The organism is Streptomyces purpurogeneiscleroticus (assembly GCF_020024005.1).
GTDB lineage: Bacteria > Actinomycetota > Actinomycetes > Streptomycetales > Streptomycetaceae > Streptomyces > Streptomyces purpurogeneiscleroticus.
Genome location: NZ_NHSG01000281.1, coordinates 1 through 14,517, shown reverse-complemented (window position 1 = coordinate 14,517; position 14,517 = coordinate 1). Strand labels below are relative to the sequence as shown.

The following is a 14,517-nucleotide window of genomic DNA, read 5'->3' as shown; positions in this document are numbered from 1 at the left end:
CCCTCTCCCCCGCGCTGACCACCGCCCTCGTCGTCACCCTCGCCGCGACCTTCGTGATCCCCGGTTCCGCCGCTCACCGGGCCGATGCCGCGACCCCGGCCGCCTTCTCGCTGCCCAGGAAATTCGACGGCTGGCAGCACGACCGGCTCGCGCCCGGCGTCGACCTGTACCAGGGCACGCTCTCCGGGCGGCCCGGCGCCGACCACTGGACGGTCACCGTGCGGAAGGACGGCGCGGTGCTGCACAGCGGCGAGACGGCCGACGCGCTCGCCGACGGGCTGCGCGGGGCCGGGTTCGCGCCGCGTACCGAGGAGGTCCGCTGGCCGGCCGGCTCCGACCGGCGGGGCACGGTCGGAATACGGGTCCGCACGGGCACCTACGGCGGTCAGAACCAGGCCGACAACGCCCGCAAGGAACTGGCCGCCGCGGGCTTCGACGCCGTCAGCGAGTGGACCGGCGGCGACGGCACGCCCGGTACGGGACTGGCCCGCGTCAAGGTCGCCGTGATCGATCCCCGGGCCTACAAGGGGCGGCTGGACGCCGGTTACGGGACCGCGGTCGCCGGGCGGGAGAAGGTCACCGACATGGCTGCCCGCGCGAACTCGCTGCTCGCGGTGAACGCCGGGTTCTTCGTGATGGAGGACAAGGACGGCGTACCGGGTGCCGCCGCGGGCATCGCCGCGTACAACGGGCGGCTGCAGAGCGCCGCGACGAACGGGCGGATCGCCGCCGTCCTCCGGGGCGACGGACTGCACCCCGAATTCCGGCATCTGCGCACCGAGTTGAAGGTGACCGCGGACGGCGCCACCGAGCTGGTGGACGGCATCAACCGCGTCCCGGGCAAGGTCCGCAACTGCGGCGGGGTCGGCGGCGACGGGCCCACCGAGCGGCCGCAGCACGATGTGACCTGCACCGATCCGGACGAGATCGTGCGCTTCACGCCGGAGCTGGGGGCCGAAACGCCCGCCGGGCCCGGCGTGGAGGCGGTGCTGGACGGCGAGGGGCTCGTCCAGCAGCTGCGGCCGCGCGGCGGCCCGGTACCGGAGGGCGGCACGGTACTGGCGGGTATCGGCGCGGGCGAGCGGTGGCTGCGTGACCATGCCGCGCCCGGCTCCGCGGTACGGCTGGACGAGAAGATCACCGACACCGACGGCCGCCCCGTGCGGCTCACGGCACAGGACGACATCGTCAACGGCGGCCCGCAGCTGGTGCGCGACGGCAGGGTGGCCGTCGACTACGCCGCCGACGGCATCGAGCACGCCGGTGACCGCTCGTTCGCGTACACCTGGGGCATCAGGCGCAATCCGCGGATGGTCCTCGGCACCGACCGGGCGGGCCGGATCATCCTGCTCACCAGCGCGGGCCGGCAGCCCGGCTACAGCGACGGCCTCGGCCTGAACGAGGCCGCGGCGCTCATCAGGTCGCTCGGTGCCACGCATGCCATGAACCTCGACGGCGGCGGCTCCGTGGGCATGGCCGTCGACGGCCGTCTGATCACGACCCCGTCGGACGCGACGGGTGAACGCGCCGTGGGGGACGCACTGTTGCTCCAGCGCTGATCCACCGGCGGCGGCGCGGCCGACAGCGCAGTGGGCCCGGGGCGACCACACGCCCCGGGCCCACCATTCAGTACCTGCTGCCCGTCACGGACCTGCTGCCCGTCACGGGCGCAGCATCGGCATCCGCTGCGACTGCTGCTTGTCCAGCTTCTTGTCGTACGGGGCCGCCGGGGCCGACTCGCCCGCGGCCGGGGTCACGCCGGCCCACTTCAGGAGGCGGGCCGTGGCCTTGGTGCGGTCGGCTTCCTTCAGCTTGGTGATGTTGGAGCCGTGGTTGCCACCGGGGACGGTGAAGACGTACGAGTCCTTCGCGCCCTTGCCGACCCGGAAGTGTTCCGAATTCCACGGGTCGTACTGCCCGTTGACGAACATCATCCGCTCGGCGTGGTGGCGCACCCAGCGGTCGATGTCCGGCATGGCCTTCTTGTCGAAGGACATGGGGATGTCGCGCGGCACGAAGGTGCGGGAGTTGTTGATGCCCGGGTAGCGGAGCAGGTCCGCGACGTTCGGGTACTGGTAGCCGGGCTCACCGAGCTGGGTGCCGGCCTGGTAGTAGTACGGCAGGTAGGGCTGCATGCCCTGGTCGGTGTAGCTGTCGAAGCCGCCGACCTTGTCCATCCAGGTCCACAGCGCGTCCGTGGCCGCGGTGGGCTCGGGGACCTCGGCGCAGGCGGTGGCGGCGGGCTGGTACTGCCAGAAGCCGAAGACCAGGTCGGTCACCATGATTTCGTACGCGCGGTCGGCGTTCCCGGCGAGCTTGAAGGTCCAGCCCTCGGCGTTCGCCTCCTTCTGGAAGCGGTCGACCATCTCGCCGCGGCGCTTCAGCGCCTCGCGCTCGATCGCGGCGAGGTCCTTGCGGCACTCGGCGGTGCCGACGGTGGCGAAGAAGCGGTCGTAGGCCGAGTCCTCGTCGTTGACGACGTCGTTGGGCGCGACGTACGCGACCGTGCCGTCCATGTCCTGCGGGTAGAAGCGGCGGTAGTAGGTCGCGGTCATGCCGCCCTTGCTGCCGCCGGTGGCGATCCAGTTCTTGGTGTAGATCCGGTTCAGCGCCTTGAAGATGCGGTGCTGGTCGGCGGCGGCCTGCTGGATGTCCAGCTTCTTCCAGTCCGCGGGCTCGGGCCGGGACGGGGTGAAGTAGCGGTACTCCATCGAGACCTGGTTGCCGTCGATGAGCTTGGTGGGCTCGCTGCGCGCCGGCTCGGTGTTGACGTTGTAGCCGGAGGTGAAGAAGACGGTGGGGCGGTCGGTCGACTTGTGCAGCACGGTGATGCGCTGCTGGAAGGTGCCCTTGCCCGGATTCCGGTGGTCGACCGGCTGGGCGTAGTTCAGGACGAAGAAGCGGTAACCGTCGACCGGCTTCTCCTGGATGAGGCTCATTCCCGGTATCGCGAGGAGACGGTCCTTGATGTCCGCTTCCGCGCGGCTGTCCGCGGTCGTACCGGCCGGCCCGGCGGCGGTGGCCGCCCCTGCCGTGGCCGTGCCGGCGCCGACCGTGCCTATGAGCACGACGAGTGACAGCAGCCATCTGAGCGTTTTGCGCATGCGCCCTCCCCTGGGGTTCGCAAAGGTCGCGCCGAACCTATCGGGGCGGCCCCCCGTCGACCACCCCCCGACCGGCGGTAGCAGGTCGGAGCGGTGATCCGGGGGGCGGCGGGGCACTCGGCGCTACACCCTGGCCGCTGCCGGCTCGCCGGTGAAGGAGCGCCACAGTTCCGCGTACCGGCCGCCCCGCGCGAGGAGTTCGGCGTGCGTGCCGTCCTCGGCGACGCGGCCGCGGTCCAGTACCACGACCCGGTCGGCGCGGGCCGCCGTGGTGAGGCGGTGGGCGACGACCAGGGTCGTCCGGCGGCCGGCCAGCCGGTCCGTCGCGTGGTTGACGACGGACTCGGTGGCCAGGTCGAGCGCCGCGGTCGCCTCGTCGAGCAACAGCACGTCGGGGTCGACCAGTTCGGCGCGGGCGAGCGCGAGGAGCTGGCGCTGGCCCGCGGAGAGGTTACGGCCGCGCTCGGCGACCTCGTGGAGGTAGCCGCCGTCGAGCGTGGCGATCATGTCGTGCGCGCCCACCGCCCGGGCCGCGGCCTCCACTTCGGCGTCGGTGGCGTCCGGACGGCCGTACGCGATGGCGTCGCGGACCGTGCCGGGGAAGAGGTACGACTCCTGCGGGACGACGCCCAGGCGGTGGCGGTAGCCGGTCAGGTCCAGTTCGCGCAGGTCGGTGCCGTCGACGCGGACGGCGCCGGCCGTCGGGTCGTAGAACCGGGCGACCAGCTTGACCAGCGTGGACTTGCCGGCGCCGGTCTCGCCGACGAACGCGACGGTCTGGCCGGCGGGGATGGTCAGGGCGATGCCGGAGAGGGCCTCGGCCTGCTCGCCGTCGGCGGTCGCGTAGCGGAAGTGGACGTCGTCGAAGGTGATCTCGCCCGCCAGCTCCTTCACCGGGCGGGGGTTTTCGGCCGCCGGGGTGGTGGTCGGCTCGCGCAGCAGCTCCTGGATGCGGCCCAGGGACACGGACGCCTGCTGGTAGCCGTCGAAGACCTGGGAGAGCTGCTGGACGGGGGCGAAGAAGAGGTCGATGTAGAGGAGGTACGCGACCAGCGCGCCCGCGGTCAGCGTCCCGGCGCTCACCCGGTCCGCGCCGACGATCAGCACCAGCGCGGCGGCCACGGACGACAGCAGCTGCACGAACGGGAAGTAGACCGAGATCAGGAACTGGCCGCGGGTGCGGGCCTGCCGGTACGCGGCGCTGCGCTCGGTGAAGCGCGCGACGCCGCTGCCCTCGCGGCGGAACGCCTGCACGATGCGCAGCCCGGCGACGCTCTCCTGGAGGTCGCCGTTGACGACGCTGATCCGCTCGCGCGCCAGCTCGTACGCCTTGACGCTCTGCTTGCGGAAGAAGTACGTGCCGATGATCAGCGGCGGCAGCGTGGCGAAGACGACCAGGGCGAGCTGTACGTCGATGGCCAGCAGGGCGACCAGGATGCCGAAGAAGGTGAGGACGGAGACGACGGCGGTGACCAGGCCGGTCTGCAGGAAGGACGAGAGGGCGTCGACGTCCGTGGTCATCCGGGTCATGATCCGGCCGGTCAGCTCGCGCTCGTAGTAGTCCAGGCCGAGGCGCTGCAACTGGGCGAAGATCTTGACGCGGAGCGAGTACAGGACGCGTTCGCCGGTACGCCCCGTCATCCGGTTCGAGCCGATCTGGGCGGCCCACTGGGCGAGCACGACGAGCAGGGCGGCGGCGGACGCGGCCCACACGCCGTTGAGCGCGGCGCGCTGTACGCCGTCGTCGATGCCGTGCCGGATCAGTACGGGCAGCAGCAGCCCGGCGATCGCGTCCACGGCGACCAGCAGCAGGGCGATCAGCAGCGGGCGGCCGAAGCCGCGGAGCAGGCGGCGCAGGCCGTAGGAGCTCTCCGGCCGGGCTGCCTGTTCCTCGTCGATGTCGGGGGTGTCGGTGGCCGGGGGCAGCGCCGCGACCTTTTCGAGCAGTTCGGGGGTGGCGGGCATCCCGGCCAGCGCACCGGCCATGCCGCCGGGGCGGCCGGCGAGCGCGGCGGCGGAGGCACCGCCGCTGTCCCGCGGCTGCCCGCCGTCGGACTCCTCGCCCTTACGGACCCACAGCTCGGGCGTGACGCCGTCGATGACGCGGCGGGAACCGGTGGGCTGCGCGGCGGGCGCGGTCTCCGGCGCCGGGAGGCCGGTCGCGGTCTCCGGCTCCAGCAGCCCCGTGGCCGCCGCCTCGCCGGAGAAGGCCCCGGCCGTCGCGATCCGCCCCGCCGGGTCCCGCTCCACGCCGCCCAGCTCGTCCGGGTCGGTGAGCAGCCTGCGGTACAGCTCGCAGCGCTCCTCCAGCTCCTCCCGCGTACCGATGTCCAGCAGCCGGCCGCCGTCGAGGACGGCGACCCGGTCTGCCAGTGCCAGAGTGGAGGCGCGGTGCGCGATCAGCAGGGTCGTGCGGCCCGCCATCACGCCGCGCAGCGCTTCGTGGATCTCGTGCTCGACCCGTGCGTCGACCGCGGAGGTCGCGTCGTCCAGGACCAGTACGCGCGGGTCGGTGAGGATCGCGCGGGCCAGCGCCACGCGCTGCCGCTGGCCGCCGGACAGGCTCAGGCCCTGCTCGCCGACCTCGGTGTCGTACCCGTCGGGGAGCGCGGAGATGAAGCCGTCGGCCTGGGCGGCGCGGGCCGCGGCCCGGATCTGCTCGTCGGTGGCGTCCGGTGCGCCGTAGGCGATGTTGTCCCGGATCGAGTCGGAGAAGAGGAAGCTGGTCTCGGGGACCAGGCCGATGGCGCCGCGCAGCGAGTCGGCGGTCAGGTCGCGCACGTCCCGGCCGCCGACGAGCACCCGTCCGGCGCTCACGTCGTAGAAGCGCGGCAGCAGCAGCGAGACGGTGGACTTGCCGCTGCCGGAGGTGCCGACGACGGCGACGGTCTCGCCGGGCTCGATGCGCAGCGAGAAGTCGTCCAGGACCGGGTGCGCGTCCCCCTCGTCGCCGTATCCGAAGGTGACGTGCTCGAACTCGACCGTGGCGGGCGCGTCGGCGGGCAGCGGCACCGCGTCCGGGCGCTCCTCGATGACCGGCTCGGTGTCGATCAGCTCGAAGACCCGCTCCACGCCGGCGCGGGCCTGCTGGCCCACGGTCAGCATCATGGCGAGCATCCGGACCGGGCCGACGAGCTGCGCGAGGTAGGTGGAGAAGGCGACGAAGGTGCCCAGCGAGACCTGGCCGCGGGTGGCCATCCAGCCGCCGAGCGCGAGCATCGCGACCTGGCCGAGGGAGGGGACGGCCTGCAGGGCGGGGGTGTAGCGGGCGTTGAGGCGTACGGTGCGCAGCCGCCCGGCGAAGAGCCGCCGGCTGACCTCGCGGAGCTTGGACGTCTCCTGTTCCTCCTGGCCGAAGCCCTTCACGACGCGGACGCCGGAGACCGAGCCGTCCACGACGCCCGCCACGGCCGCCGCCTGGCCCTGTGCGTACCAGGTCGCGGGGAAGAGCCGGAGGCGGCTGCGCTTGGCGATCCACCACAGGGCGGGGGCGACGGCGAGCGCCACGACGGTGAGCAGCGGGGAGAGCACCAGCATGATCACCAGGGAGATGGCGAACAGCAGGACGTTGCCCAGCATCATCGGCACCATGAACAGCAGCGACTGCACGAGCTGGAGGTCGCTGGAGCCGCGCCCGACGACCTGCCCCGTACTGAGTTCGTCCTGCCGCCGGCCGTCCAGCCGGGTAATGGCCCGGTACATCCGGGTCCGCAGGTCGTGCTGGACGTCCAGGGCGAGCCTGCCGCCGTAGAAGCGGCGGATGTACGTCAGCACGTACACGGCGAGCGCGGCGACGATCAGCAGGGTGGCCCACGGCGCGAGGGAGCGCTCGTGCTTGACGATCACATCGTCGATGATCAGCTTCGGTACGAGCGGGACGAGCGCCATGACGGCCATCCCGGCGAGGGAGGAGCCGAGCGCGAGCAGTACATCCTGTTTGTACCGCCAGCAGGTGCGCGTCAGGCGCCGCGCCCAGCCCTCTTCCGCCGTATCCGTGTCCGCCCGTGCCACGCGACGCCTCCCGCCGGTCGACTTCTTACCGCAAGTCACCAACAGCGGCGGCCGGTGTTTTCATCCCACCGCAACAATTCCCGCGGCCCATGGACCGTCATCGACCGACATTGGCCTCAAAGGCGGACGGTCATGTCGTAGAGCCGGGTGATCTGCTGCGCCCGCTGGTTGTCGTCGCTCACCAAGAGCAGATGCAGCCGCCCGTGCGCGCGTCCCAGGACGGTCATGCCCTCGATGTTGTCCAGAAGGGGGTTGATCTGGGGCTGCCGGGCGGGCGCGCCGAGGGAGGGGCAGCGCGTGAGGTCGGCGAGCAGGGTTTTGCCGGCGGGGCGGGTGGCGCCGGTCAGCTTCTCGGTGTCCCGGGTGTCGTCCGCGCGGCGTGGGTCGGCGAGGTAGAGGCGAATGGTGTTGCCCTGGGGCTCGAATTTACGTTCGAGTACGAGCAGGCGACCGTCGTGGAGCGCGGTGATCTCGGGGATCGTCATGCCCTGCTCGGCCGGGTACGCGTACTGCCTGCCGAGGGCGTAGCCGCCGTGCGGCTGCCGCTGCCAGGTCTGGAAGCGGTGCAGCGGGCGGCCCTGCGCGTCGGTGCCGTCGCCGGCGAGCGGGCCCTCCATGGACGCGGTGAGCGTTCGGGCGCCGGGGCCCGCGGTCAGGCCCTCGAAGGTCTGGTTGGCGGTGGCCCGCCCGGCCGGGGCGACCCGCAGCCCGTCCGGTACGGGCAGCCGTCCGACCGGGTGCCCGGCCCGGTCGTAGCGACGGACGGACGGCTCCGCCTCGGAGGCGATCAGCCGGCCGCCGTCCTTCTCGACGACCAGGCCCTCGGAGTCGAGCGGCCTGCCGTCCTCGTCGGCGAGCGGGATGCCGCGCAGCGGCTCCCGCGTCCGGCCGTCGAGGGTGACCAGCGCGGACCGGTCGGAGAGCGCGAGCAGGTCGCCGTCGGTGTCGCGGGCGAGCGCGGAGAAATTCCCGACGTAGAGGCCGTCGACGGAGCGCTTGTCGAGGGCGTCGGAGTAGCGGTCGATGGAGACGCGCGGGGAGCAGGCGGGGCCGGTGGCGTGCGCGCCGGGCGGGGCCGCGGCCGCGGGGAGTGTTCCGGTGACGAGCAGCGTGGCGGCGAGGGCGGCGGGTACGGCGGCGGTGAGACGCACGGCGGGTCCTTCCTCTCGGCAAAGGGGCGGGGCGCCCGGGGGTTCCTTCCCCCGGGCGCCCCGCCCGCACCATGCGTACCGTCCGGCGGAACGGCGGCCGTCACTCCTTGGCGTCGGCCTTGCTGTCGGCCTTGCCGTTGGCCTTGACCTCGGCCACCCTCAGTTCCGCGATGCCCGGGTGCGTCTTGGCGTCCGCCTTGCCGCGCACGGTGACCCGGACGTACCGCGCCGGGGACTTCCCGTCGTAGCCGGTGCCGGTCCAGTGGCGCCCGTCGCGGGAGACCTGGATCCGGTACGACTCCGGCTTCGTGTCGGTCCAGCGCGGGGTGACCGCACCGATGCGGCGGACGCTGCCCAGGTCGGCGGTGAGCGTGCCGGTGGCGGCGTCGGGCACCCACGCGGTGGTGGTGTTGCCGTCCAGCGCGGCGCCCGCGTACATCCCGGGCTCCTCCGAGGTGGCCTCCGCCGTGCGGCAGCGGGCCACGTTGGCCGTCGGCTCCTGGTCGGGGCGGCGGGTCTTGAGCGTCAGCGGCGCGCCCTGGCCGACGATCCGCTCGCCCTCCGGCGTCGCGACCGTCATCGGCTCACCGCCGGTCAGCCGCACCTCTGTGTGGTGCGCGCCCAGCGCGACGTCGTACGTCCGGCCCTGCCAGCGCAGGCCGCGCAGGGTGACGCCGTCGGCGAGCTGCGGCGGCAGCGTCGGGTCCAGGGTGATCCGGTCCTCGCCCAGCCGCAGGCCGGTCAGGCCGTGGGTGAAGACCTGGAGGAAGCCGCCCTTGCCGGTCAGGAAGTCCTGCGTGGGCGAGCCGGCGAGCGGGTCATGGGCACCGGCCTTCTCGCCGCGCGCCTCGGAGAAGAGGTGGAACGGACCGCGCATGAACGGCCGCACCGACCGCTGGAGGTAGGTGTACGTCGCGCAGCCGGGCTCGCCGATCTCGGCGGCGTCGATGGCGTGCACCGAGTCGGTCATCGCCGGGCCGTCGGGGTCGGTGTGCGCGGCGTAGTAGTCCAGCGTCTTCTGCTGGGCCGCGTCGGACATCGGCCACTGCAGCGGGTACTGGAGCAGCACGGTGTCGGCCTGCTTGATGGTGGTGCCCTTGTAGCCGTCGTACTGCTGGAAGACCTGCTGCTTCTTGTCGTACGGGATGCGCAGCTTGTCCGCGACGGTGTTCCAGGAGGCGGGGGCCTGCTTGCCGAGGACGGCGGCGGCGCGGGTGGCGTGCCGGAGCGCGGTGGCGGCGCCCGCGTTGGTGAACACCGCGTCGTCAACGCCGTTGCTGTACTCGTCCGGGCCCGCGACGTTCTTGACGGAGTAGCTGCCGTCACCGTTCTTGGTGGCCCGGGAGGCCCAGAACTGCGCGATGCCCTGCATGAGGGGCCAGCCGCGCTCGCGCAGCCAGCCGGTGTCCTTGGTGGCGAGGTAGTACTGCCAGGCGGCCAGCGAGACATCGCCCATCAGATGGTTCTGGGTCTTGCAGTGCGGCGGGTCCCAGCTGTGGCACTCCTTCCACAGATCGCCCTTGCCGCCGCTGGTCCACGGGAAGAACAGGCCGTCGTAGCCCAGCTTCTCCGCGTTCGCGCGGGCACCGGCCCGGGTCTTGTAGCGGTACTCGACGATCGACCGGGCGAGCTCCGGATGGGCGGCCAGCAGGCCCGGGTACATCCAGGTCTCGGCGTCCCAGAAGATCTCGCCCGCGTAGTTGTCGCTGGTCAGACCGGCCGGGGCGATGCTGTCCGAGGAGCCCTCGCGGGAGTTGGCGAGCAGCCCGTACTGCGCCGAGCGCACCCACGCCTGGAGGTCGCGCTGCTCACGGCCGCGCACCTCGATGTCGGAGCGCCACAGCTGCTGCCAGGCGGTGGCGTGGGAGTGGTACAGGCGGTCCCAGCCCTGCGCCGCGGCCTGCTGAGAGGCGCGGGTGGCGGCGGCTCTGGGGTCGTCGGAGGTGAGCGCGGTGTCCACGCCGACGTACTTGGAGACCTCGTACGTACGGCCCTTCTGCACGGGGAAACTGATGCCCTGACGAGCCGTCAGCTTCTCGGGCGCCTTGGCCTTCTGTTCACTTTCCGAACGAATGCCCGGGCCTGTGCGGAGCGTGGAGGCCATCGCGCCGGCCGTCTTCGTGCCGTCGGTGCGGAAGGTGACGTCCTGCGTGCGGTCCCCGGAGCGGGCGCCGCCGCCGGTCTGCGCGATCCGGCGGGCACCCCGCCCGTCGAGGGTGTCGGTGACGGTCGCCGGGCCGCTCCAGTGCGGGGTCATCCGCAGCCGCACGGCACCGGTGTGCGCCTGCGTGCGGTCCGCGAGCACGTCGAAGACCAGGTCGGTGGCGCGGCCGTCGGCGGCGGTCCAGGTCAGCGACGTACGGACCAGGCCGCAGCGCATCAGGAGGGACTGCCGGTAGTGCGAGATGCGGCCGGGCTTCGTGGCCGAGCTGAACGTCTCGGCGTCGGAACCGCCGGTGGCCACGTCCAGCGTGGACCAGGTGGGCAGCGCGGCGATGGCCTGCCGCTTCTTCACCGACTTGGGCCCCTCGGCGTACAGGCCGGCGGCGAACGCGCCGTCGTAGCGCGGGGCGTAGAGGGGCCAACCGGTCTTCTCACCGGGTGCCGCGTATCCGGTGCCGTTGGGCGGCACGCGCTGCCCGAGGTAGCCGTTGCCGACGTACGGGTGGTGGCTGTCCTCGGGGTCGATGCGGGTGGCGGTGGACTTCCAGCCGGCGCCGTCGGTGGCGCACGAGCCGTCGGCGGCGGGGGTGGCGCCCGCCGCCGGGCCCGCGGCGCGGCGGCCGTCCGGCTCCGCGGCGGAGGACACAGGGGGTACGGCCGCGATGAGCGCGCCCGCGAGCAGGGGGACGAGCAGCCGCCGGCCGGCACGCGGCAGCGGACGTGGGGAGTACGTCATTGTTCTCCGTCGACGGGTCGTCGGGCACGGGAGGCAGATCTGTCGCTGCCCGCAGCGAACCTAAAGTTATGAACAGATCACGTCAACGGTCCACGCGCTTTGTTAACTTTCCGAAGCCGGAGAAGCGGCGGTATCACCCAGGTGCGTCGGCGCGAACATGCGCAGCCGCGCCGGGAGGACGACCACGGAGGGGCCGGGCGCGGCCAGCGCGGCCGCCAGATCCGCCCGGAGCCGGTCGGGGGCGCTCGTCACCGCCGGGACGCCGAAGGACTCGGCGAGCGCGGCGAAGTCGGGCCGCGCCAGCTCGGTGCCGGTCGCCTGCCCGAACGCGTCCTCCATGTACGCGCGCAGGATGCCGTAGCCCCCGTCGTCCACGATCAGCCAGGTCACCGGCGCGTCGTACTGGCGGGCCGTGGCCAGCTCGGCGAGCGAGTACATGGCGCCGCCGTCGCCGGAGACCGCGAGGACCGGCCGCGTCGGGTCGGCCGCCGCCGCGCCCAGCGCCGCCGGGAAGGCGTAGCCGAGGCCGCCCGCGCCCTGCGCCGAGTGCATGGTGTTCGGGTGCCGGGCGTCAAAGGCCGACCAGGCCCAGTACGCCAGGATCGTCATGTCCCAGAAGGAGGGCGACCGGGGCGGCAGCGCCTCGCGGACGGCGGCCAGCACGTCCTGTTCCAGGGTGAGTTCCTGGGACGCGATCCGCTCCCCCACCCGGTCCAGCAGCGCCCGTACGCGCGCGGGCGCCGTGTCGTCCTCGCGCGCGCCGGCCGTCTCCAGCAGCGCCCGGAGCGCGAGGCGCGCGTCCGCGTGGATGCCGAGCGCGGGGTGGTTGGACTCCAGCTTGCCCGCGTCGGCCTCGATCTGGATCACCCGGCCGCGGGGCCTGAACGTGTGGTAGTTCGAGGAGAGTTCGCCCAGGCCCGAGCCGACGACCAGCAGGACGTCCGCGTCCTCCAGGAAATCCGTGCTGTGACGGTCCTCCAGCCAGGACTGGAGGGAGAGGGGGTGGGTCCAGGGGAAGGCGCCCTTGCCGCCGAACGTCGTGGCGACCGGCGCCCGGAGCCGCTCGGCCAGCGCCCGCAGCTCGGGCTCGGCCCCGGCCCGTACGATGCCGCCGCCCGCGAGGATCACCGGGCGCTCCGCCTTCGTCAGCACGTCGGCGGCCACGGCGGTCAGCTCGGGGCGTGGGGGCAGCTCCTCCGGGTCCGCGGCCAGGCTCGTGACCACGGGGATCTCCGTCGGCGCGAGCAGCACGTCCTGCGGGATCTCCACCCAGACCGGGCCGTGCGGGGCCGTCAGGGCCGACTTCCAGGCCGCGGCGATCGCTGACGGGATCTGCGACTGCGTGCGGGCGGTGTGCACGGACTTCACCACGCCGCGGAAGGCTGCGCTCTGGTCGGGGAGTTCGTGCAGATAGCCGTGGCGGCCGCCGCCGAGCCCGGCGACCGGCACCTGGCTGCCGATCGCGAGGACGGCGGCCGAGGCGGCGGCGGACTCCTGCAGCGCGGCGAGCGTCATGAGGGCGCCGGGGCCGGTGGAGACCATGAGCGGCGCGATGCCGCCGGTGCGGCGGGCGTAGGCGTCAGCGGCGAACCCCGCGTTGTTCTCCACGCGCAGGCCGACGTAGCGCAGGGGGCTGCGGCTGAGGGCGTCGAAGAGGCCGAGGGCGTGCTGGCCTGGGAGGCCGAAGACGGTCTGCGCGCCGAGTGCTTGCAGCGATTCGACGACCAGGTCGCCGCCGGTTCGCTGCGCGGCGGGGGCGGTCGCCGAGGGGTCGGTGGGGCTCACGTCGTGCCTCTCTGCGGGTGCGTGGGGGTGCGGGTGATCACGGCCTTCGGCCGCTCGTCCTCAAACGCCGGACGGGCTGGATGTGGCCGCATCTGCCTCAAGTGGCGGGGCTTTTTGTGGCGAGGCGGGCGCGCCACTCGGCCAGTACCGCCGGGTCCGTCGGCTTGCTGAGGAGGCTCGCCGTCACGTATGCCGCCAGCGACACCAGCAGCCCGTAGTAGATGGGCTCGTTCGCGAGGACGCCGCGCCAGGCCATCAGGGCGATGACCGTCGCGCCGCCCGCCGCGACGGCGGCCAGCGCGCCCGTGCCCGTGCCGCGCTTCCAGAGGAGGCCGCCGAGGATCGGTACCAGCAAACCGCCGACGAGGAGGTTGTAGGCGACCGTCAGGGCCTGGACGACGTCGTTCAGGGCGATGGCGATGCAGATGACGGCGACGCCCATGACGAGGATGAAGACGCGGTTGCCGCGTACCTCGTCGTGGCTCTCGGCGCGGTCCCGGCCGCCGACGACCCCGCGGAGCCGGGACCAGATGTCGTTGTTGGCCACCGTCGCGCAGGCGATCAGCGCGCCCGAGGACGTGGACATCACCGCGGAGAGCGCCGCCGCCAGCACCAGGCCGCGTACGCCCATCGGCAGGGCGTCCTTGACGATCGTGGCGAACGCGTCGTCGGGGCTGCCGAGATGGGGATAGAGCACCTTGGCCGCCGTACCGATCACGGCTCCGGCCAGCGCGTACACCAGACAGTACGTACCCGCCGCGGTGCCGCCCAGCCGCGCGACGCGGTCGCTGCGGGCCGTGAACACCCGCTGCCAGATGTCCTGGCCGATCAGCATGCCGAAGGAGTAGATGAGGACGTAGGTGAAGACGGTCTGGGCGCCGATGCCGAGCGGTGCGAAGTAGTCGTCGGGGAGTTCGGCCCGCAGCGCGCCGAAGCCGCCCGCCTTGACCACGGCGATGGGCAGCAGGAGGAGCAGTACGCCGATCGTCTTGACCACGAACTGCACCATGTCGGTCAGCGTGATCGACCACATGCCGCCGAGCGTGGAGTACGCGACGACGATCGCCCCGCCGAGGATGATCGACACCGTGCGGTCCAGGCCGAAGAGGACGTCGAAGATGGTGGCGTACGCAATCGTGGACGTGACCGCGAGCATCAGGGTGTACGCCCACATCACGACGCCGGAGATGACGCCGGCCGAGCCGCCGTAGCGCAGGTCGAGCATCTCGGAGACGGTGTAGACCTTCAGCCGGGCGATCCGGGCGGAGAAGAAGAGGCTCAGCGCGAGCAGCCCGAGGCCGATGGTGAAGACCATCCAGGCGCCGGAGAGGCCGTACTGGTAGCCGAGGCCGACGCCGCCGATCGTGGAGGCGCCGCCGAGGACGATCGCGGCCATGGTCCCGGAGTACATGAACGGGCCCAGGCGCCGCCCGGCGACCAGGAATTCGCTCTTGGAGCGGGCGCGGCGCATACCCCACCAGCCCATGGCGAGCATGCCGGCCAGATAGAGGACGATCACCGCGTAGTCGACAGCCATGGGCCATCCCTTCGGCAGGGCGGGAGGGGG

7 protein-coding genes are annotated in these 14,517 nt (G+C 72.7%); 1 reads left to right on the top strand and 6 read right to left on the bottom strand.

The genetic code is table 11. The features are described from left to right. Nucleotides 1–1,559 (top strand): phosphodiester glycosidase family protein (locus tag CCS38_RS18110; RefSeq protein WP_223734331.1); only part of this gene is annotated, 1,559 nt, incomplete at its 5' end. Nucleotides 1,560–1,661: 102 nt separating this feature from the next. Here the strand turns inward: CCS38_RS18110 and CCS38_RS18105 are convergent. The 6 genes from CCS38_RS18105 to CCS38_RS18080 form a co-directional block, all read right to left on the bottom strand. Next, nucleotides 1,662–3,104: a S28 family serine protease gene (locus CCS38_RS18105; protein WP_223734330.1), complete on the bottom strand. Its 1,443-nt coding sequence runs from the start codon at nucleotides 3,102–3,104 to the stop codon at nucleotides 1,662–1,664. Nucleotides 3,105–3,227: 123 nt separating this feature from the next. Further along, a complete protein-coding gene (locus CCS38_RS18100) occupies nucleotides 3,228–7,115 on the bottom strand; it encodes an ABC transporter ATP-binding protein (RefSeq protein ID WP_223734329.1) in 3,888 nt (1,295 codons plus the stop codon). 116 nt (nucleotides 7,116–7,231) lie between these two features. After that, complete coding sequence (locus CCS38_RS18095; protein ID WP_223734328.1) at nucleotides 7,232–8,266, bottom strand: esterase-like activity of phytase family protein; 1,035 nt, start codon at nucleotides 8,264–8,266, stop codon at nucleotides 7,232–7,234. Between the two features lie 100 nt (nucleotides 8,267–8,366). After that, nucleotides 8,367–11,165, bottom strand: coding sequence for a discoidin domain-containing protein (locus tag CCS38_RS18090; RefSeq protein WP_223734327.1), 2,799 nt, complete (start codon nucleotides 11,163–11,165; stop codon nucleotides 8,367–8,369). Between the two features lie 102 nt (nucleotides 11,166–11,267). Further along, nucleotides 11,268–12,950, bottom strand: coding sequence for a thiamine pyrophosphate-binding protein (locus tag CCS38_RS18085; protein WP_223734326.1), 1,683 nt, complete (start codon nucleotides 12,948–12,950; stop codon nucleotides 11,268–11,270). 97 nt (nucleotides 12,951–13,047) lie between these two features. Continuing rightward, entirely contained in the window at nucleotides 13,048–14,487 is a 1,440-nt protein-coding gene (locus CCS38_RS18080) for a sodium:solute symporter family protein (RefSeq protein WP_223734325.1), read from the bottom strand. Between the last annotated feature and the right edge of the window lie 30 nt (nucleotides 14,488–14,517).

What these genes read in the sequence shown, in the direction of transcription:
- CCS38_RS18080 (WP_223734325.1), bottom strand. Translation starts at nt 14,487, where the DNA reads ATGGCTGTCGACTACGCGGTGATCGTCCTCTATCTGGCCGGCATGCTC.
- CCS38_RS18105 (WP_223734330.1), bottom strand. Translation starts at nt 3,104, where the DNA reads ATGCGCAAAACGCTCAGATGGCTGCTGTCACTCGTCGTGCTCATAGGC.
- CCS38_RS18090 (WP_223734327.1), bottom strand. Translation starts at nt 11,165, where the DNA reads ATGACGTACTCCCCACGTCCGCTGCCGCGTGCCGGCCGGCGGCTGCTC.